16 protein-coding genes are annotated in these 18,983 nt (G+C 41.9%); all 16 read left to right on the forward strand.

Annotated elements, in window-relative coordinates; all coding sequences use genetic code 11:
• Positions 1-12 precede the first annotated feature (12 nt).
• The 16 genes from AM592_RS05315 to AM592_RS05390 all read left to right on the forward strand — a co-directional run bounded on the left by AM592_RS05315 (position 13) and on the right by AM592_RS05390 (position 18,691).
• Entirely contained in the window at positions 13-1,989 is a 1,977-nt protein-coding gene (locus AM592_RS05315) for a chemotaxis protein CheA (protein ID WP_053602825.1), read from the forward strand.
• Between the two features lie 17 nt (positions 1,990-2,006).
• Positions 2,007-2,477 (forward strand): chemotaxis protein CheW, encoded by a 471-nt coding sequence (locus tag AM592_RS05320; protein WP_053602826.1) that lies wholly within the window; start codon positions 2,007-2,009, stop codon positions 2,475-2,477.
• 5 nt (positions 2,478-2,482) lie between these two features.
• Positions 2,483-3,112 (forward strand): chemotaxis protein CheC, encoded by a 630-nt coding sequence (locus AM592_RS05325; RefSeq protein WP_053602827.1) that lies wholly within the window; start codon positions 2,483-2,485, stop codon positions 3,110-3,112.
• The gene (locus AM592_RS05330; RefSeq protein ID WP_053602828.1) at positions 3,109-3,609 is read left to right on the forward strand and encodes a chemotaxis protein CheD; all 501 of its coding nucleotides are present in this window, start codon (positions 3,109-3,111) and stop codon (positions 3,607-3,609) included. The genes AM592_RS05325 and AM592_RS05330 overlap by 4 nt, the downstream gene beginning before the upstream one ends.
• Positions 3,610-3,634: 25 nt before the next feature.
• Complete coding sequence (locus tag AM592_RS05335) at positions 3,635-4,399, forward strand: FliA/WhiG family RNA polymerase sigma factor (RefSeq protein ID WP_053602829.1); 765 nt, start codon at positions 3,635-3,637, stop codon at positions 4,397-4,399.
• 22 nt (positions 4,400-4,421) lie between these two features.
• Complete coding sequence (locus AM592_RS05340; protein ID WP_053602830.1) at positions 4,422-4,910, forward strand: DUF6115 domain-containing protein; 489 nt, start codon at positions 4,422-4,424, stop codon at positions 4,908-4,910.
• A gap of 155 nt (positions 4,911-5,065) precedes the next feature.
• Complete coding sequence (gene rpsB, locus AM592_RS05345) at positions 5,066-5,782, forward strand: 30S ribosomal protein S2 (RefSeq protein WP_053602831.1); 717 nt, start codon at positions 5,066-5,068, stop codon at positions 5,780-5,782.
• 124 nt (positions 5,783-5,906) lie between these two features.
• The gene (gene tsf, locus AM592_RS05350; RefSeq protein ID WP_053602832.1) at positions 5,907-6,782 is read left to right on the forward strand and encodes a translation elongation factor Ts; all 876 of its coding nucleotides are present in this window, start codon (positions 5,907-5,909) and stop codon (positions 6,780-6,782) included.
• Positions 6,783-7,058: 276 nt separating this feature from the next.
• Entirely contained in the window at positions 7,059-7,781 is a 723-nt protein-coding gene (gene pyrH, locus AM592_RS05355) for a UMP kinase (RefSeq protein ID WP_053602833.1), read from the forward strand.
• 1 nt (position 7,782) lies between these two features.
• Positions 7,783-8,340 carry a ribosome recycling factor gene (gene frr / locus AM592_RS05360; RefSeq protein ID WP_053602834.1) on the forward strand — a complete coding sequence of 186 codons (558 nt, stop codon included), beginning with the start codon at positions 7,783-7,785 and terminating at the stop codon, positions 8,338-8,340.
• Positions 8,341-8,454: 114 nt separating this feature from the next.
• Complete coding sequence (locus tag AM592_RS05365) at positions 8,455-9,240, forward strand: undecaprenyl pyrophosphate synthase (RefSeq protein ID WP_053602835.1); 786 nt, start codon at positions 8,455-8,457, stop codon at positions 9,238-9,240.
• Between the two features lie 12 nt (positions 9,241-9,252).
• Complete coding sequence (locus AM592_RS05370) at positions 9,253-10,050, forward strand: phosphatidate cytidylyltransferase (protein ID WP_053602836.1); 798 nt, start codon at positions 9,253-9,255, stop codon at positions 10,048-10,050.
• A 44-nt stretch (positions 10,051-10,094) separates the two neighbouring features.
• Positions 10,095-11,243 (forward strand): 1-deoxy-D-xylulose-5-phosphate reductoisomerase, encoded by a 1,149-nt coding sequence (gene dxr / locus AM592_RS05375; RefSeq protein ID WP_053602837.1) that lies wholly within the window; start codon positions 10,095-10,097, stop codon positions 11,241-11,243.
• Between the two features lie 6 nt (positions 11,244-11,249).
• Entirely contained in the window at positions 11,250-12,518 is a 1,269-nt protein-coding gene (gene rseP, locus AM592_RS05380) for an RIP metalloprotease RseP (protein WP_098945200.1), read from the forward strand.
• Between the two features lie 23 nt (positions 12,519-12,541).
• A complete protein-coding gene (locus tag AM592_RS05385; protein WP_053602839.1) occupies positions 12,542-14,257 on the forward strand; it encodes a proline--tRNA ligase in 1,716 nt (571 codons plus the stop codon).
• Positions 14,258-14,347: 90 nt separating this feature from the next.
• The gene (locus tag AM592_RS05390; protein ID WP_053602840.1) at positions 14,348-18,691 is read left to right on the forward strand and encodes a PolC-type DNA polymerase III; all 4,344 of its coding nucleotides are present in this window, start codon (positions 14,348-14,350) and stop codon (positions 18,689-18,691) included.
• Positions 18,692-18,983 lie beyond the last annotated feature (292 nt).

Consider the following 18,983-nt stretch of genomic DNA (forward strand, 5'->3'; position numbering starts at 1 on the left):
GAGTGAAAATGAGTGGAATTAAATCAATATTTAGACGTGTTTATTGAAGAAGGAAGAGAACATTTGCAAGCGTGTAATGAAAAACTTCTTTTACTCGAAAAAGAACCTGGGGATATTCATCTCATTCATGATTTTTTCAGATCCGCCCACACCCTTAAAGGCATGAGCGCAACGATGGGATTTGAGGATATGGCGCAGCTCACACATCATTTAGAAAATGTGCTTGATCGATTGCGCAACGAAGAAGCACCAGTCTCTTCAGAAAAAATCGATTTAATGTTTGAGGCACTCGATCATTTGGAAGACATCCTTCAATCCATCATTGGCGGCGGTGACGGCAAAAAACATGTCGGTGATATATGCGCAAAACTGAACGGGGATGAGACCAGCCAAGAAAAGCCTCCTGCATCCGGATCAATTCAGCTGACATTTGATGACGTCGAAAAAAATGTAATTAATGAAGCGATTGAGCAAGGCTATGCTTTTTATCAGCTGACTGTTTCCTTAAAAGAAGATTGCCTTCTAAAAGCAGTCCGGGTATATATGGTTTTTGAACAGCTGAATGAAACAGGAGAGGTTATTAAAACCATTCCGGATACAGAGGCTCTCGAAACAGAAAATTTTGACTCTGAATTCACAATGGGCTATCTTTCAAAACAAACGAAAGATGAAGTTATCGAGCTTATCCATAAGGTGTCTGAAATTGATGCCGTCCGTGCGGAAGAAATAAATCTTGAGGATGTAAGCCCTGCTTCAAATGAACTTCAAAGACCCGATCAAGTTCAGCAAGCCGAGCAGCCGGTTGATGAAAAATCGGAGGTGAAAAAAACCTCTCATTCAGGAACAAAAACGATTCGCGTCAATATTGACAGGCTTGATTCGTTGATGAATTTATTTGAAGAATTGGTGATTGACCGAGGCAGGCTGGAGCAAATTTCAAAAGAGATTAACCACCAGGATTTATCTGATACTGTAGAAAGAATGACTAGAATTTCCGGCGATCTCCAATCAATTATATTGAAGATGCGGATGGTTCCTGTCGAAACGGTCTTTAATCGTTTTCCGCGCATGATCCGGCAGCTCTCCAAAGATTTGGAAAAGAAAATAGAATTAACGATCGACGGTGCTGATACAGAGCTTGATCGAACGGTAATTGATGAGATTGGCGATCCACTTCTTCATCTTTTGCGCAATAGCATTGACCATGGAATCGAAACTCAAGAGGTACGAAAGAAAAACGGCAAATCCGATACGGGCAAAGTAAGTCTTAAAGCCTACCATAGCGGAAACCATGTTTTTATCGAAGTGAAAGATGACGGAGCAGGGATTAACACAAAGAAAGTATTGGAGAAAGCGATAGCGAAAAACATCGTAACGGACGCTGAAGCAGAATCTATGTCAAAAAATGAGATTGAGTCATTAATTTTTGCCCCGGGATTTTCGACTGCAGAGAAAATTTCCGATATCTCCGGGCGCGGTGTAGGTTTAGATGTTGTCAAAAGCAAGCTGGAATCTTTGGGTGGAATGGTCACGATAGAGTCAGCTGAAGGTGAAGGCTCACTTTTTTCGATACAGCTTCCGCTTACGTTATCAATCATTTCCGTCCTATTAATAAAGCTTGGATCAGAAACATATGCCATACCGATTTCATCCATCATTGAAACTGCGGTCATCGAAAAACAGGATATTTTATATACCCATGACAGGGAAGTGATTGACTTTAGAGGCCAAACGGTTCCATTGGTGTACCTGAAAGAGCAATTTTCAGTTGAATCTATATCCGGAGAAGTCGAACAGATGCATGTTATCGTCGTTCAAAAAGGCGAAAAATTAACTGCATTTGTCGTTGATTCCTTTATTGGACAGCAGGAAGTGGTATTAAAATCTGTTGGTGATTATTTGTCCGGTGTCTTTGCGATCTCTGGAGCAACCATTCTGGGAGAGGGCCAAGTTGCTCTTATTGTTGATTGCAACGCTTTAATTAAATAAAGAAAGGGATGGCAAAAATGAGCACAGCAGTTCAAACGGAAGAAAAGATGATAGTGATTAAGTTGTTGGGCAAAGAATACGTCGTTCCCGTACTTGAAGTAAAATCAATAGAAAGATGGCAGCAGCCGACAAGGGTTCCTGGAGTAGAAGCTTATATTAAAGGTGTGATTAATCTTAGAGGAGTTGTGACGCCAATCATTGATTTGCAAAGCAGGTTGGAGCTTCCATCATCTGAAGTTTCGGAGAGCACGAGGATCATCATCGTTGCCATTGGTGAGCTTGAAGCAGGTTTTATTGTTGATGAGGCTAATGATGTCATTTCTGCCTGTCAGCATGAAATTGAACAGCCTACGGAAACCGCAGAAAAGGCAGCTGATGAGTGGGTGACAGGAATAATTAAAAGAGGGAACAGGATTTTGAATCTTCTAGATTCGAAGGCAGTTCTCGATCGCAGCATACATTCCGAACCAGCACAAAGCTTGGTGTAGTGTAAATGAATATCTTACTCCACATGAATGAGTATCAGGTCGATCTGCTAAAAGAGGTTGGAAATATTGGTGCGGGGCATTCTGCAACAGCATTAGCGACCCTGTTGGATCGAAAAATTGAAATGGAAGTCCCATATGTTAAGCTTTTATCCTTTGACGAACTAGCGAATTTTTTCGGCAGGGCGGACTTGACGGTTGTTAGTATATTTTTGCGGATGGAAGGGGAATTTCCTGGTTCCTTATTCGTTATATTACCTCTTGATCATGCAGAAAACATCATTCAAGAAGTGATCGGCGACTCCACTTTTTCGATGAACATTCTCTCAAGCCATGAATTAGGGAATTCTGCTCTTCATGAAATCGGTAATATATTGGCGGGCTCGTATTTGAGCTCTATTGCTGATCTAGCCAATCTTTCTTTGTACCCCAGCGTTCCTGAAGTAACGGTCGATATGTTTGGCGCCGTAATTGGAGAAGGGCTTCTCGAACTCAGCCAATTGGGGGAACAGGCTATGGTGATCGATACATCAATCTTCGACCATAAAGATAGGCGAGATATGAAAGCCCATATGTTTTTGCTGCCAACTGCAGATTCGTTTGAAAAACTTTTTGCGAAATTGGGCGTTGCGCAATGAGTATAGTTGAACCAGAAATTGTAACAGTTGGCATTTCGGATCTAAAGATAGCGGCAAAACCGAACAGGCTGCGAACCTCGGGTTTGGGATCTTGTATTGGATTAGTGATCTATGACTCTGTTAACAAGACGGCTGGGATGGTACATATTATGCTTCCTGATTCATCCTTCTCAAAAACCAGTGAACTGAACAAAGCAAAGTACGCAGATACAGCCGTCCAATATTTGGTTGAAATGCTTGAGAGTGCCGGATGCGAGAAGTCGTCACTTTTAGCAAAAATGGCCGGCGGGTCTGAGATGTTCAAGTTTTCTTACCAGCCTGAAATCATGAGAATTGGACCGAGAAATGTGGAAGCAGTCAAAAATAACCTCAGTCTTCTCAATATTCCTATCGTCAGCTCTGATACAGGAGGAACTAATGGAAGAACGATTGAATTCGATATGGACACAGAAAACCTTACAATCCGTACAGTGACTCAAGGAGTAAAAGTGATATAAATTCGCATGAAGGGGGTAGAGGAACATGCAATCCTTAAGATCTGAAGACCAATTGCTTTGGTCACGCTGGAAAGAATGGAGAGACCGCAATGCCGGTGATGACTTAATTCGAAAATATATGCCGCTTGTCACCTATCACGTAGGTCGTATCTCAGTAGGATTGCCAAAATCAGTCCATAAGGATGATCTAACGAGTTTAGGCTTGATGGGATTATATGATGCTTTAGAAAAATTCGACCCTGGACGTGATTTAAAGTTTGACACCTATGCTTCATTTCGAATCAGAGGTGCCATTATTGACGGGCTTCGCAAAGAGGACTGGCTGCCAAGAACGTCACGTGTAAAAACAAAGAAGGTGGATGTGGCAATTGAGCGGCTGGAGCAGCGTTATTTACGAAATGTAACACCGGATGAAATTGCCAAAGAATTAGGAATGACACAAGAGGATGTCGTAACAACGATTAATGAAGGATTTTTTGCCAACCTTCTTTCAATTGATGATAAACTTCATGATCAGGATGAAGGGGAAAACATTCAGGTTATGATCAGAGACCATAACGAACAGACGCCAGAAGAAAAAATTGTAAAAGCAGAATTAATCGAACAGCTATCCGATCAAATTCGTGAGCTTTCAGAAAAAGAGCAAATTGTTATCAGCTTGTTTTATAAAGAAGAATTAACGCTGACTGAAATAGGACAAGTACTGAAGCTTTCTACGTCGCGAATTTCACAAATTCATTCAAAAGCATTATTTAAGTTAAAACATTTGCTTGAAAAGGCAATTGATTAAAAAAGATTTGCGGGTGGTACATATGACAACTGTAATGCTATGGCTCGCCAGCTTTACCCTTCACGGAGTCCTGATTTATTTTGTTCTTATTTTATATACTCGGTTGAAAGCAACACATGATATGGAAGCGAAACAAAGGCAGCTGCTCGAAGAAACAGAGAACACTCTGACCGCATTTTTAATCGAATTAAAGGACGAAAATCGGGAATTAAAGAAGCAGCTGGAAGTGCCTGAAGCTACAAAATCAAAACACTTCGAAACCAAAAATCAATCAACCAATGAAAAAAGTGAAAACAAAGAAGAATTGCCTTCGTATATTGAGTCTCTATTAAAAGAAACAGAGAGGAATGAGGCAGCGGTTATGCAGCCGGAGCAAGAGATACAGCTGTCCTTCGATGAGCAAGCCGTCGCTTTGTTCCAAAAGGGACATTCAATAGAAGAGATTGCCCGCAAACTAAAAAGCGGGAAAACTGAAATCGAATTGCTTTTGAAATTTCGCGGGATGAGATGAGAAATTACTTGATTGTCACATGAGCATATGTTATAGTATTTTTTGGTGTTAATTACACACGCTTTTTTGATTTTTGCAGGTGGTGCCGTTCGGTTCTGCATTAAAGATGACGAAAAGCGGAGGAAAAAAACCATTTAATAGGAGGAAACAAAAGCATGTCAGTTATCTCAATGAAGCAATTGCTTGAAGCTGGTGTTCACTTCGGCCACCAAACTCGCCGTTGGAACCCAAAAATGAAACGTTACATTTTTACTGAACGTAACGGAATCTACATCATCGACCTTCAAAAGACGGTGAAAAAGGTAGAAGAAGCTTACAACTTCACAAAACAGCTTGCTGCTGACGGAGGAAAAATCCTTTTTGTCGGAACAAAAAAACAAGCTCAAGAGTCTGTGAAAGAAGAAGCAGAACGTTCTGGAATGTATTACGTAAACCAACGTTGGTTAGGCGGAACATTAACAAACTTTGAAACCATTCAAAAACGCATCAAACGTTTAAAAGATATTGAAAAAATGCGTGAAAACGGCACGTTCGACGTTTTGCCTAAAAAAGAAGTCGTTCAGTTGAATAAAGAATTAGAGCGTCTTGAAAAATTCTTAGGCGGAATCAAAGACATGAAAGGGCTGCCTGATGCATTGTTCATCATTGACCCTCGTAAAGAGCGCATTGCAGTTGCGGAAGCTCGCAAACTTCATATTCCGATTGTCGGAATCGTCGATACAAACTGTGATCCTGATGAAATTGATCATGTAATTCCAGCAAACGACGATGCGATCCGCGCTGTTAAATTGCTTACATCTAAAATGGCGGATGCGATTTTAGAAGCGAAGCAAGGAGAAGAAGAAGCACCGGAAGCCGCTGCTACTGTATAATATTTTATATAGGGTGATAAGAGGGAATGGGCCTTTTATCACCTTTTTACAAGCCGTTTTATAACTTAAAACAAAAGGGTAAAATGGTACATATACTTTCTTTATTATAAGGAGGAAATGGATAATGGCAATTACTGCTCAGCTAGTTAAAGAATTACGCCAAAAAACCGGCGCAGGAATGATGGATTGTAAAAAAGCTCTTACTGAAACAGACGGAGATATGGATAAGGCTGTAGATCTACTAAGAGAAAAAGGAATTGCGAAAGCTGCTAAAAAAGCAGACCGCATTGCTGCTGAAGGATCTACGATTATTAAAGCGGATGGAAATGCGGCTGTCATTTTAGAAGTGAATTCTGAAACAGACTTTGTTGCGAAAAACGAAGGATTTAAAGAGCTTCTTTCCACTCTTGCAGATCATCTGATTGCCAGCAAGCCTTCAACACTTGAAGACGCTTTGGCTTCAAAAATGAGCAACGGCTCCACAGTCGAAGAGTATATTACAAGTGCGATGGCAAGAATTGGCGAGAAATTAACTTTGCGCCGCTTTGAACTGTTAACAAAAGATGATAATTCAGCTTTTGGCGCATATTTGCATATGGGTGGACGCATCGGCGTTTTATCTGTTGTCAGCGGAACTACTGATGAAGACCTTGCTAAAGACATTGCAATGCATGTTGCCGCAGTGAATCCAAGATACATTTCAAGAGACCAAGTGTCTGAAGAAGAAGCAAATCATGAACGTGAAATCTTAACTCAGCAAGCACTTCAGGAAGGCAAGCCTGAAAATATCGTTGCGAAAATGGTAGAAGGCCGTTTAAACAAGTTCTTCGAAGAAATTTGTTTATTGGATCAGCCGTTCGTTAAAAATCCTGATGAAAAAGTGAAAAAAGTGCTTGGAAATGCAAAAGTAGAAACGTTTGTCCGTTACGAAGTGGGCGAAGGGATCGAAAAACGCCAAGATAATTTTGCAGAAGAAGTTATGAGCCAAGTGAAAAAATAATGTGAATCATCTGTCAGAGGGGATTGCCCTGCTGGCGTCTAACTAAACCAACCTTTGCTTATACGGGCAGTTTTTCTCCAAAAACGCTTCAACTTTGAAGCGGGGGCTACTGCCCGTTCATGCGGAGGAACAAGGGCTGCGTATGGATTTCCTAATACGTTTGCCTAAAGAAAATAGGGGACACATGCCGTGTTCCCTATTTTTAAAACATGATTTACAAAGCTAATTTTCTCTTGCATAATAATAAGCGGCAAAGGAATATACTTGGAGGTCATAATGGATAACCCAAAATATAAACGCATTGTATTAAAACTTAGCGGAGAAGCCTTGGCTGGTGAACAAGGGAACGGAATCAATCCCAAAGTCATTCATTCAGTAGCAGAGCAGGTAAAAGAAATCGCAGAACTGGGCGTAGAAACTGCCATTGTCGTAGGCGGAGGCAATTTGTGGCGCGGCAAAACCGGGAGCGACCTGGGGATGGACCGGGCAACAGCTGATTATATGGGTATGCTTGCAACAGTTATGAACTCGCTTGCTCTTCAGGATAGTTTAGAATCTCTTGGAATCCAATCAAGGGTACAAACGTCAATTGAAATGAGACAGGTAGCTGAGCCTTACATACGAAGAAAAGCTATTCGCCATCTTGAAAAAAAACGGGTCGTTATTTTCGCGGCGGGCACAGGCAATCCTTACTTCTCTACGGACACGACTGCAGCCCTGCGAGCAGCTGAAATTGAAGCAGATGTGATCCTGATGGCTAAAAACAATGTGGACGGGGTATATAATGCTGACCCTCGAATTGATGAGACAGCTGTTAAATATGATGTGCTATCTTATCTTGATGTACTTAAAAATGGATTAGCCGTAATGGATTCTACTGCGTCTTCACTTTGCATGGATAATGATATTCCGCTTATTGTTTTCTCAATAATGGAAGAAGGAAATATCAAACGCGCCGTGATCGGTGAAACTATCGGAACGATTGTTAGGGGGAAATGACATGTCAAATGAGATATTAACTGAAACACAAGAACGAATGGATAAAGCGTTAGCTTCTTATCAGCGTGAATTGGCAACTGTCCGTGCCGGCCGGGCAAATCCTTCCTTGCTTGATAAAGTTACTGTAGATTATTACGGGGCACAGACTCCACTAAACCAATTGTCTTCTATCAGTGTTCCTGAAGCACGGATGCTGATCATCACTCCGTATGATAAAACAGCACTAGGAGATATCGAAAAAGCCATTCAAAAAGCTGATTTAGGCATTACGCCATCAAATGACGGAAACATTATTCGCATCGCTGTTCCTGCTTTAACAGAGGAAAGACGGAAAGAGCTTGTCAAGCTAGTTAAAAAATATTCAGAAGATGCAAAAGTAGCCGTCCGAAACATTCGCCGGGACGCAAATGACGATTTGAAAAAATCAGAGAAAAATGGCGATATAACAGAAGATGAATTGCGTTCTGCCGGGGAAGATGTTCAAAAGCTGACTGACGACTATGTCGCGAAAATTGACACGGTTACAAAGGATAAAGAAAAAGAAATCATGGAAGTTTGATAAAAAACTCTGTACAATAGATAATAGTGAAAAGACCCTCTCACGTTTACAGGGGGTTTTTTTGTTAATACTGACTATGACGAAAAGCAACCTTTTGGGTGACGGAGGAATCTCATGCTCAATTTACTCAAAAACTGGAAGAATAATAACCAGCCGCAAGCATCCGATATGGAGAGCTATACAAAAGAAGATGTATTAAATGGACATGTTCCTGAACATATTGCCATTATTATGGACGGGAACGGCAGGTGGGCTAAGAAGCGAGCATTGCCGCGAGTAGCAGGACACCACGAAGGAATGAAAGTGGTCAAGAATACGACAAGAATTGCGAATCAATTGGGAGTCAAAATCCTCACACTCTACGCCTTCTCCACTGAGAATTGGAAGCGTCCTAAGTTTGAAGTTGATTTTCTAATGAAACTTCCGGAAGAGTTTTTGTCCACTTATTTACCTGAGCTTGTTGAGGAAAATGTTCAAGTTCGAATCATAGGGGACCGCACCGGGCTGCCGGATCATACGCTTCGGGCAATCGAGAAAGCGGTTATTGATACAAAAAACAATACTGGTATGGTTCTTAACTTTGCGTTAAATTACGGCGGGCGGAAAGAAATTATTCGTGCAGTTAAATCAATCGCAGAACAAACGAAAAACGGAGATATCGAAATTGATGAAATCGATGAAGAACTATTCTCCAGTTATTTAATGACAGAATCGCTCCAGGATCCTGATTTGCTGATCCGGACAAGCGGTGAGATCAGGCTCAGTAATTTCATGCTTTGGCAAATTGCTTACAGCGAATTTGTATTTACAGATGTATTGTGGCCTGATTTTAAAGATAGTCATTTCCTGCAGGCCGTTGGAGAGTACCAGCGTCGTGCACGCCGTTATGGTGGAGTTTAGAGGATGGTGTAAATGAAGATACGATTAGTGACCGGAATTTCAGCCGGAGCCGCATTTGTTCTATTTGTATTGCTTGGCCGGCTGCCTTTTACCCTGTTAATTTATCTTATTGGAAGCATTTCGCTTTACGAGCTTCTGCGGATGAAAAGGGTTAAATTATCGAGTACCCCTGGAATCATCAGCTTGCTTATGCTATGGACATTACTATTGCCAAGCGTCTATGAGCAGATGGAAATTATAAAACTGACGAAAGTAGAAGCTGTCCTTTTTGGCGTGCTCGTTTTGCTCGCGTACACTGTACTTACGAAAAACACATTTTCCTTTGATGAGGCAGCATTTGTTATACTTTCGACTTTATATCTGGGAATGGGTTTTTATTGTTTTATCGAGATCCGCAATTATAGCGGAATTGGAATTGAGATGATTTTTTATGCAATCGGAGTCATTTGGGCTACTGATTCCGGTGCTTATTTTATCGGGAAGTCTTTGGGAAAGCGAAAGCTCTGGCCGGAAATCAGCCCGAATAAAACAGTTGGCGGCTTCGTGGGCGGAATTATAGTCAGTGTCGTATTCGCTATCGTTTATCAAACGATTACAAGCTTTACAGACTCTTACATACTTATACTTTTCACAACAGTATTTTTATCTATATTTGGACAAATCGGTGATCTAGTGGAATCGGCGTTAAAGCGTCACTATCAGGTGAAGGATTCCGGCCACATATTGCCGGGGCACGGAGGAATGTTCGACCGTTTTGATAGTTTTTTGTTTGTGATGCCGCTTATGTATTTCTTTCTTCGGTTTTTTTAAGGCACATTTAAGCTTCCTGAAGTGGCTGGAAAAGGAGTGTCATTTTGAAAAAAATAAGTATTTTAGGCGCCACAGGTTCGATTGGAATTCAAACATTGGACGTATTAAGGTGCCATCCGGATCAATTTCAGCTTGTTTCGATGAGCTTTGGCAGCAATGTCGAGCAAGCAGTTAAAATCATAAACGAATTTAAACCAGAATATGTTGCAGCGGGCAGTAAAGAAGCCTATGATATATTATCTTCCAATGTATTCTCACATTCTTTTTCGGTGGGGTATGGCGAAGAAGCTCTTGCAGAAGCTGCAGTTTATAAAGCAGATTTCCTCGTCAACGCCCTTGTCGGCAGCGTAGGCTTGGTTCCTACCCTGAAGGCGATTGAAGAAAAAATCCCTGTCGCTTTGGCAAATAAAGAAACTCTTGTCACAGCGGGGCATATAGTAAAAGAACACGCTAAAAGATACAATGTCCCTCTTCTTCCTGTTGACAGTGAGCATTCTGCTATTTTTCAATGTCTGCATGGCGAGCAGCCGAAAACGATAGAGCGTTTAATTATTACGGCTTCAGGCGGAAGCTTTAGGGAAAAAAAACGGGAAGAGCTTGAAGGGGTAACTGTTAAAGAAGCATTAAACCACCCGAACTGGTCCATGGGAGCAAAAATTACGATTGACTCAGCAACAATGATGAATAAAGGATTTGAAGTCATTGAAGCTCATTGGCTGTTTGATATTCCTTATGATAAAATCGAAGTCCTATTACATAAAGAAAGCATTATCCACTCAATGGTAGAATTTAAGGATAGAAGCATTCTGGCTCAACTCGGTTCTCCCGATATGAGGGTGCCGATTCAATACGCACTGACCTATCCAGATCGGCTGTCTTTGCCTTCGGTAAAAAGCTTAAATCTATGGGAAGTAGGGCAGCTGAATTTCAAAAAGGCTGATGAGAAGAGGTACCGTTGCTTACAATTTGCTTTTGAATCAGGTAAAATAGGGGGAACAATGCCTACAGTTCTAAATGCTGCAAACGAAATGGCTGTCGAAGCGTTTCTTAATGGAAGGATTTCCTTCTTACAAATTGAAGAGCTAATTGAATCATCGTTGAATCGCCATCAGGCAATTGCCCGGCCAAATCTTCAGGACATCCAAGAAGTGGACAAAGAGACACGAGCTTTTGTTCAATCATTACTTGCATAAGGTGGTATGTTTGTGAACACGGTTATTGCGTTTATATTAATTTTTGGGACACTCGTTTTTATCCATGAGCTTGGACACTTGCTTCTTGCTCAAAGAGCAGGAATTCTTTGCCGGGAATTTGCCATCGGTTTTGGACCGAAAATTTTTTCCTTTAAAAAGAACGAAACAGTGTATACGATCAGGCTTCTTCCTGTTGGCGGATTTGTCCGCATGGCTGGTGAAGATCCGGAAATGCATGAACTAAAGCCCGGATATTCAATCGGGATGTTATTTAACAAGGAAGACAAAGTTGAGAAAATCGTATTAAATCAAAAAGAAAAATTTCCTGATGCGCTTATGCTTGAAGTAGAGCACGCGGATTTAGAGCACAAAATGACCATTACGGGCTATGAAGACGGAAATGAAGACAGCTTGAAGACGTTTTCTGTCAGTGAAACTTCCTATTTTCTCGTAGACGGTGAGCAGATCCAGATTGCCCCGTATAACAGGCAGTTCGGATCGAAAACGGTATGGCAAAGGATTAAAGCGATAGCTGCAGGACCATTAATGAATTTTGTATTGGCCTTCGTGCTTTTAATCATTATTGGATACGTACAAGGGGTACCTTCTGACGCGCCAAAACTTGGCAAGCTTGCGGATAATGGAGCGGCGATGGAAGCTGGGCTAAAGGAAGGCGACACTATCCTTACAATTAATGGGGAAAGAATGAGCTCATGGAAAGACGATGTCGTAAAGACTGTTCAGGAAAATCCGAATAAACCGTTAGAATTTGAAGTAAACCGCGCCGGCGAAACGATGGATGTGACGGTAACTCCTAAGCCGCAAACGGTTGAAGGCGAGACTGTTGGAATTATGGGAGTTTACAGACCGACAGAAAAAGGGTTCTTCAGCCCTTATGCGTATGCTGCCAATACAACGATCGAGAATTCCACGGCGATCATTCAACACTTAGGAAGGCTTGTGACAGGACAGGTTTCAATCGATGCGCTTGCCGGACCGGTGGGAATTTATGATATGACAGGTCAAGTGGCGCGGACAGGAATCATGAATCTGCTCTATTTTGCAGCATTTTTAAGTGTGAATCTTGGTGTCATCAATCTTCTTCCGATTCCGGCATTAGATGGAGGAAGACTTTTATTCTTACTTGTTGAAGCGGTTCGGGGCAAACCGATCAATCGCGAAAAAGAAGCCTTTGTCGTCTTTATTGGCGTTGCATTTTTAATGCTGCTTATGTTGGTTGTAACATGGAACGACATACAACGGCTGTTTTTATAATGAAGGATAGATGAGGTGCAAAAATGAGACAAAGCAAGACATTAATCCCGACTCTTAGGGAGGTTCCTGCTGATGCCGAAGCAAAGAGCCATCAGCTTTTGCTGAAAGCGGGATTTATCAGGCAAAATACGAGCGGTGTTTACAGCTATATGCCGCTCGCCTACCGAGTCATTCAAAACATTCAAACAATCGTTCGTGAAGAATTGGAGCGGATCGATGCTGTCGAAATACTAATGCCTGCCCTTCAACAGGCTGAAACGTGGCAGGAATCCGGGCGTTGGTATACGTACGGTTCGGAATTAATGAGGTTGAAGGATCGTAATGGGAGAGAATTTGCACTAGGGCCAACCCATGAAGAAGTGATTACGTCCTTAATCCGTGACGAAATTAAATCGTATAAGCGCCTGCCTCTTACTGTTTTTCAAATTCAAACGAAATTCCGCGATGAGAAGCGCCCTCGTTTTGGCTTGCTGCGCGGTCGTGAATTTATCATGAAGGATGCATATTCTTTTCATAGCGATCAGGACAGCCTCGATGTCACTTACAAAGACATGTATAACGCTTATACGAAAATTTTCACCAGATGCGAATTGAATTTCAGAGCTGTCATTGCTGACTCAGGAGCGATGGGGGGCAAGGATACTCACGAATTTATGGCATTGGCTGAGGTTGGTGAAGATACGATTGCATTTTCAGATTCGTCTTCTTATGCCGCCAACATTGAAATGGCAGAAGTGAGAGAAGAGGAAGTTTCTCTCACTGAAGAACCACTTTCCTTGGAGAAAATTTCAACCCCCGCAGTCAAAACGATTGAGGAAGCTGCAGACTTCTTCAAAGTGGATGTAAGCAAGTGTATAAAATCCATTTTGTTTAAAGCAGATGACCGGTATATTCTCGTTTTGGTTCGAGGAGACCATGAAATCAACGACATCAAAGTGAAAAACCTTGCCGACGCACAGGTTGTTGAAATGGCAAGTCCGGAAAAAGTCCGCGAATTAACTGGAGCAGACCCTGGTTCTATAGGACCTGTTCAACTGGATGATTCGATCGAGATTATTGCTGACCTTGCATTGAAAAACGTTGCAAATGGTGTAACGGGTGCTAATGAAACGGGTTATCATTATCAAAATGTCAATTTAGAACGAGATGCTTCGATCTCTAAATATGCTGATCTGCGATCTATCCGTGAAGGCGACCCGTCACCAGACGGTAAAGGAACAATTCAGTTTGCCCAGGGAATTGAAATTGGTCAAGTATTTAAATTAGGTACAAGATACAGTGAATCTATGAATTCCACTTATCTGGATGAAAACGGTCGTGCCAAGCCGATGATCATGGGATGTTACGGTGTTGGGATTTCAAGGACGCTCTCAGCAATCGCCGAACAGCACCATGACGAAAAAGGGTTGGTTTGGCCGGTAAGTGTAGCTCCATATGCGCTGCATCTGGTCGTTGTGAATGTGAAAAATGAGCCTCAAGTAAAGCTGGCCGAGGAGCTGTACGAAGCGTTTTTGACTCGGAAAATGGATGTGTTGTTCGATGATCGTGCAGAACGTGCTGGGGTGAAATTTGCCGATTCTGATTTAATCGGCCTGCCGCTTCGAGTCACAGTTGGGAAGCGGGCGGAAGAAGGAATTGTGGAGTTGAAAATCCGCAAGACCGGCGAGTCGTTTGACGTCCATATATCAGAACTTCCTGATCACGTCAATCACCATCTAATTGAACTGAAGAAAATTTAATGATCTGAGAAGGCCTCCGGGTGTTTCATTTCAATCGAATGTAAATTAAAATAGAAGGTACCTCGTCAATCCCTCGAGGTACCTTCTATTATGAATAAAAATAAGGGGGATCCGGCTTTGGAAGAAAAAAGGCCAGACAGCGGACAGCAATTTCAACTGTTGCTTGAGCAAATTCAAATATCAGATGAGTGGAAGAAGTCCCATTTTAAAGACGGACAAATCGAAAAGCTAACCGTCCATAAGTCAACAAAAACGTGGGAGTTTCAATTAAAACTCACGGACTTGCTGCCTCTGACAATTTATGATGCATTTATTCTTAAACTAAAGAATGCTTTTTCACATATTGCTGCTGTAAACTGTACCATTTCTGTCGAAAATCCGAACGTTCAATTGGGAATTGTTCAGGACTTTTGGGGAGCGTGTATTAACGGAATTGACGGAATATCCCCGCCGATTTATACATTGTTGAGTCAACAAAAACCCGTGCTTTCTGGAAATAAGCTTATTCTCAAGGCGAAAACAGATACTGAAGCGCAAGCGCTGAAGACAAAATACAGCCATTACATCCAGCAAAGCTACCGCCGTTTTGGTTTCCCGGAATTTATGATCGAGACTGAAATTTTTGTGTCGGAAGATGAGATTCAAAAATTCAAAGAACTTAAATTGGCAGAAGATAAAGAAAGAGCACATCAAGCGCTGATCGACATGGAGCGTATGGAAAAAGAAAGCTCCGACGATGCAGAACCATCCGGCCCGCTCGTACTAGGCTATCCGATCAAAGATGGCGAGGAGATCCGATCTCTAGACAGCATTATGGACGAGGAGCGGAGAATAACGATTCAAGGCTATGTGTTCGATGCTGAAACGAGAGAATTAAAAAGCGGCAGGACACTTTGTATTTTTAAAGTGACAGATTACACGGACAGCATCCTAGTAAAAATGTTCTCACGTGAAAAAGAAGATGCCCAATTGATGAAATCACTCAAAAAAGGTATGTGGGTCAAAGCGAGAGGAAGCATTCAAAACGACACGTTTGTAAGAGACCTAGTCATGATCGCAAATGATGTGAATGAAATCAAAGGGAAATCCCGTGAGGATACTTCTGAGAAAGGCAAAAAAAGAGTCGAACTCCACTTGCATTCTCCAATGAGTCAAATGGATGCCGTTACTGGTATTGAAAAGTATGTTCAGCAAGCAAAAAAATGGAACCATACAGCAATTGCAGTTACCGATCACGCAGTGGTTCAATCGTTTCCTGACGCCTATTCAGCCAGTAAAAAGCATGGCGTGAAAATGATCTATGGAGTGGAAGTCAACCTTGTCGATGACGGGATACCAATTGCTTACAATCCAACTCACAGGAATCTGGCAGAGGATACGTATGTCGTGTTTGACGTGGAAACTACCGGTCTTTCCGCTGTATATGACACGATCATTGAGCTTGCCGCAGTAAAAATCCATAACGGAGAAATCGTTGATCGATTCGAACGGTTTGCGAATCCCCATCATCCGTTATCCGCAACGACCATTGAATTGACAGGGATTACGGATGATATGGTTAAAGACGCGCCTGATGTGGATGTGATTATTCGGGAATTTAAAGAGTGGATAAAAGACGATATTTTAGTAGCGCACAATGCAAGCTTCGACATGGGCTTTCTGAACGTTGCTTATAAAAAGCTGTTAAAGACGGATAAAGCAGCGAATCCGGTCATTGATACGCTTGAGCTAGGTCGGTTTTTATATCCCGAATTCAAAAACCATCGGCTGAACACGCTTTGCAAAAAATTTGATATCGAATTGACACAGCACCATAGAGCCATTTACGATGCGGAAGCGACTGGATATTTATTATTAAAAATGCTGAAGGATGCTCAAGAAAAAGACATTCTGTTCCATGATCAGCTGAATGAAAACATGGGGCAATCCAATGCATACCAGAAATCAAGGCCGCATCATGCGACACTGCTTGCACAAAACGAAACGGGATTGAAAAATTTATTTAAGCTCGTTTCATTATCCCATATCGAATACTTTTACCGAGTTCCTAGAATACCAAGATCCCTGCTTGAAAAATACAGAGAAGGGCTATTAATTGGTTCAGGCTGCGATAAAGGGGAAGTATTTGAAGGAATGATGCAAAAATCACCTGATGAAGTAGAGGATATTGCTTCATTCTATGATTATATTGAGGTTCACCCGCCTGACGTATACCAGCATCTTTTAGAGCTGGAATTGGTACGGGATGAAAGAGCCTTAAAAGAAATCATATCCAATATTGTTAAGCTCGGAGACAAGTTAAACAAACCTGTTGTGGCAACAGGAAATGTCCATTATTTAGATCCTGAGGATAAAATATACCGCAAAATATTGATCAGCAGCATGGGCGGCGCAAATCCATTGAACCGCCATAAGCTTCCGAAAGTACATTTTCGGACGACTGACGAAATGCTCGCTTCTTTTTCATTTTTGGACAAGCAGAAAGCAGAAGAAATTGTGATAGAGAACTCGAATCAAATCAACGACATGATTGACGAGATTAAACCTATTAAAGATGATTTGTTCACACCAAAAATAGATGGTGCTGATGAAGAAATCAGGGAAATGAGCTATGCGCGTGCGAGGAGCATTTATGGTGACGATTTGCCGAAGATCGTTGAGGACCGCATTGAAAAAGAGTTGAAAAGTATCATCGGACACGGCTTTGCAGTCATCTACCTGATTTCGCACAAGCTTGTGAAGAAATCGCTCGATGACGGCTATCTTGTTGGATCAAGGGGGTCTGTGGGATCTTCTTTAGTCGCGACTTTGACGGAAATTACAGAAGTTAATCCGCTGCCGCCGCATTACGTGTGCCCGCACTGCAAGCAATCAGAATTTTTTAATGACGGTTCGGTAGGGTCAGGCTTTGATTTGCCCGATAAAGCTTGTCCAGGATGCGGGGCTGAGTACAGTAAAGACGGCCATGACATTCCGTTTGAAACATTTCTTGGCTTTAAAGGGGACAAAGTTCCCGATATTGATTTGAATTTCTCAGGCGAATATCAGCCAAGAGCTCACAATTATACGAAGGTTTTATTCGGTGAAGACAATGTGTACCGTGCTGGAACGATCGGAACAGTGGCAGAAAAAACAGCCTATGGCTACGTGAAGGGCTATGCAAGTGACCATAATCTGCACTATAGAGGCGCTGAAATCGACAGGCTCGTTCAAGGCTGCACCGGCGTAAAAAGAACCACAGGGCAGCATCCCGGGGGGATAATCGTTGTACCGGACTATATGGATATTTTTGATTTTTCTCCGATTCAGTTTCCTGCAGATGCCACTGGATCGGAATGGAAAACGACACATTTTGATTTCCATTCGATCCACGATAATCTGCTGAAGCTTGATATACTGGGACATGATGATCCAACAGTCATCAGAATGCTTCAGGATTTAAGCGGGATTGATCCGAAGACGATCCCGACCGATGATCCTGAGGTGATGAAAATATTCAGCGGGACAGAGCCTCTTGGAGTGACCGAGGAACAAATCATGTGTAAAACCGGAACGCTCGGCATACCGGAATTCGGAACAAAATTTGTCCGGCAAATGCTTGAAGATACAAAGCCGACAACCTTTTCCGAGTTGGTCCAGATCTCGGGACTTTCACACGGCACTGATGTTTGGCTCGGAAATGCCCAGGAGCTGATTCACAATTCGATTTGCGAATTAAGTGAAGTTATCGGGTGCCGGGATGATATTATGGTTTATTTGATCTATCAAGGCCTAGATCCGTCCCTTGCCTTCAAGATCATGGAATTTGTCCGTAAAGGGAAAGGATTAAACCCCGAATGGGAAGAAGAAATGAAAGAAAATAATGTACCGAATTGGTACATTGATTCCTGTAAAAAAATCAAGTATATGTTTCCGAAGGCGCATGCTGCCGCCTATGTCCTTATGGCTGTACGGATCGCCTACTTTAAAGTTCATCATGCTTTGCTTTATTATGCTGCTTACTTTACGGTTAGAGCAGATGACTTTGATATTGATGCCATGATTAAAGGTTCAAATGCTATAAGAGCTGCAATTGAAGAAATCACGAGCAAAGGGCTTGACGCATCTGCCAAAGAAAAGAATTTGTTAACCGTGCTTGAGATCTCGCTTGAAATGGTTGAAAGAGGTTATTCTTTTCAGAAGGTGGACTTGTATAAATCAAGCGCCTCGGAATTTATTATTGAAGGAAAAACATTGATACCTCCATTTAACTCAATTCCGGGTCTCGGAACAAACGCAGCCTTAAATATCGTCAAAGCTCGTGAAGAAGGAGAATTTCTGTCGAAAGAAGATCTCCAAAAGCGAGGGAAGGTATCAAAAACCATATTGGAGTATCTTGATCGGCACGGCTGTTTAGAAGCATTGCCGGACCAAAATCAACTGTCACTGTTTTAATCTTTTTCGCTTATTTTGTTGCCATTGGTACTTCATTTGCATATCGATTTTGGTTATGATATAGTTTTAATGGAAATCCTGATGTTTTTTTGGCAAAGAGTGGGGAAACCCGCTCTTTTGTATTGAGCAGGCAATTGATCTGCAATCGTTTTTAGTATGAACCCCGATCAGGGGATTTTCAATCTACATTTGATCAACTGCCAGTAAATGCTTCGGTTGGTCACCAGTGGGTATGTATTCACCCCATTGGCAAGGTTCACTTTATGTATCCCTGCTCCTTGTAAAAGGCAGG

It is taken from the genome of Bacillus gobiensis (assembly GCF_001278705.1).
In the GTDB taxonomy this organism is placed as follows: Bacteria; Bacillota; Bacilli; order Bacillales; family Bacillaceae; genus Bacillus; species Bacillus gobiensis.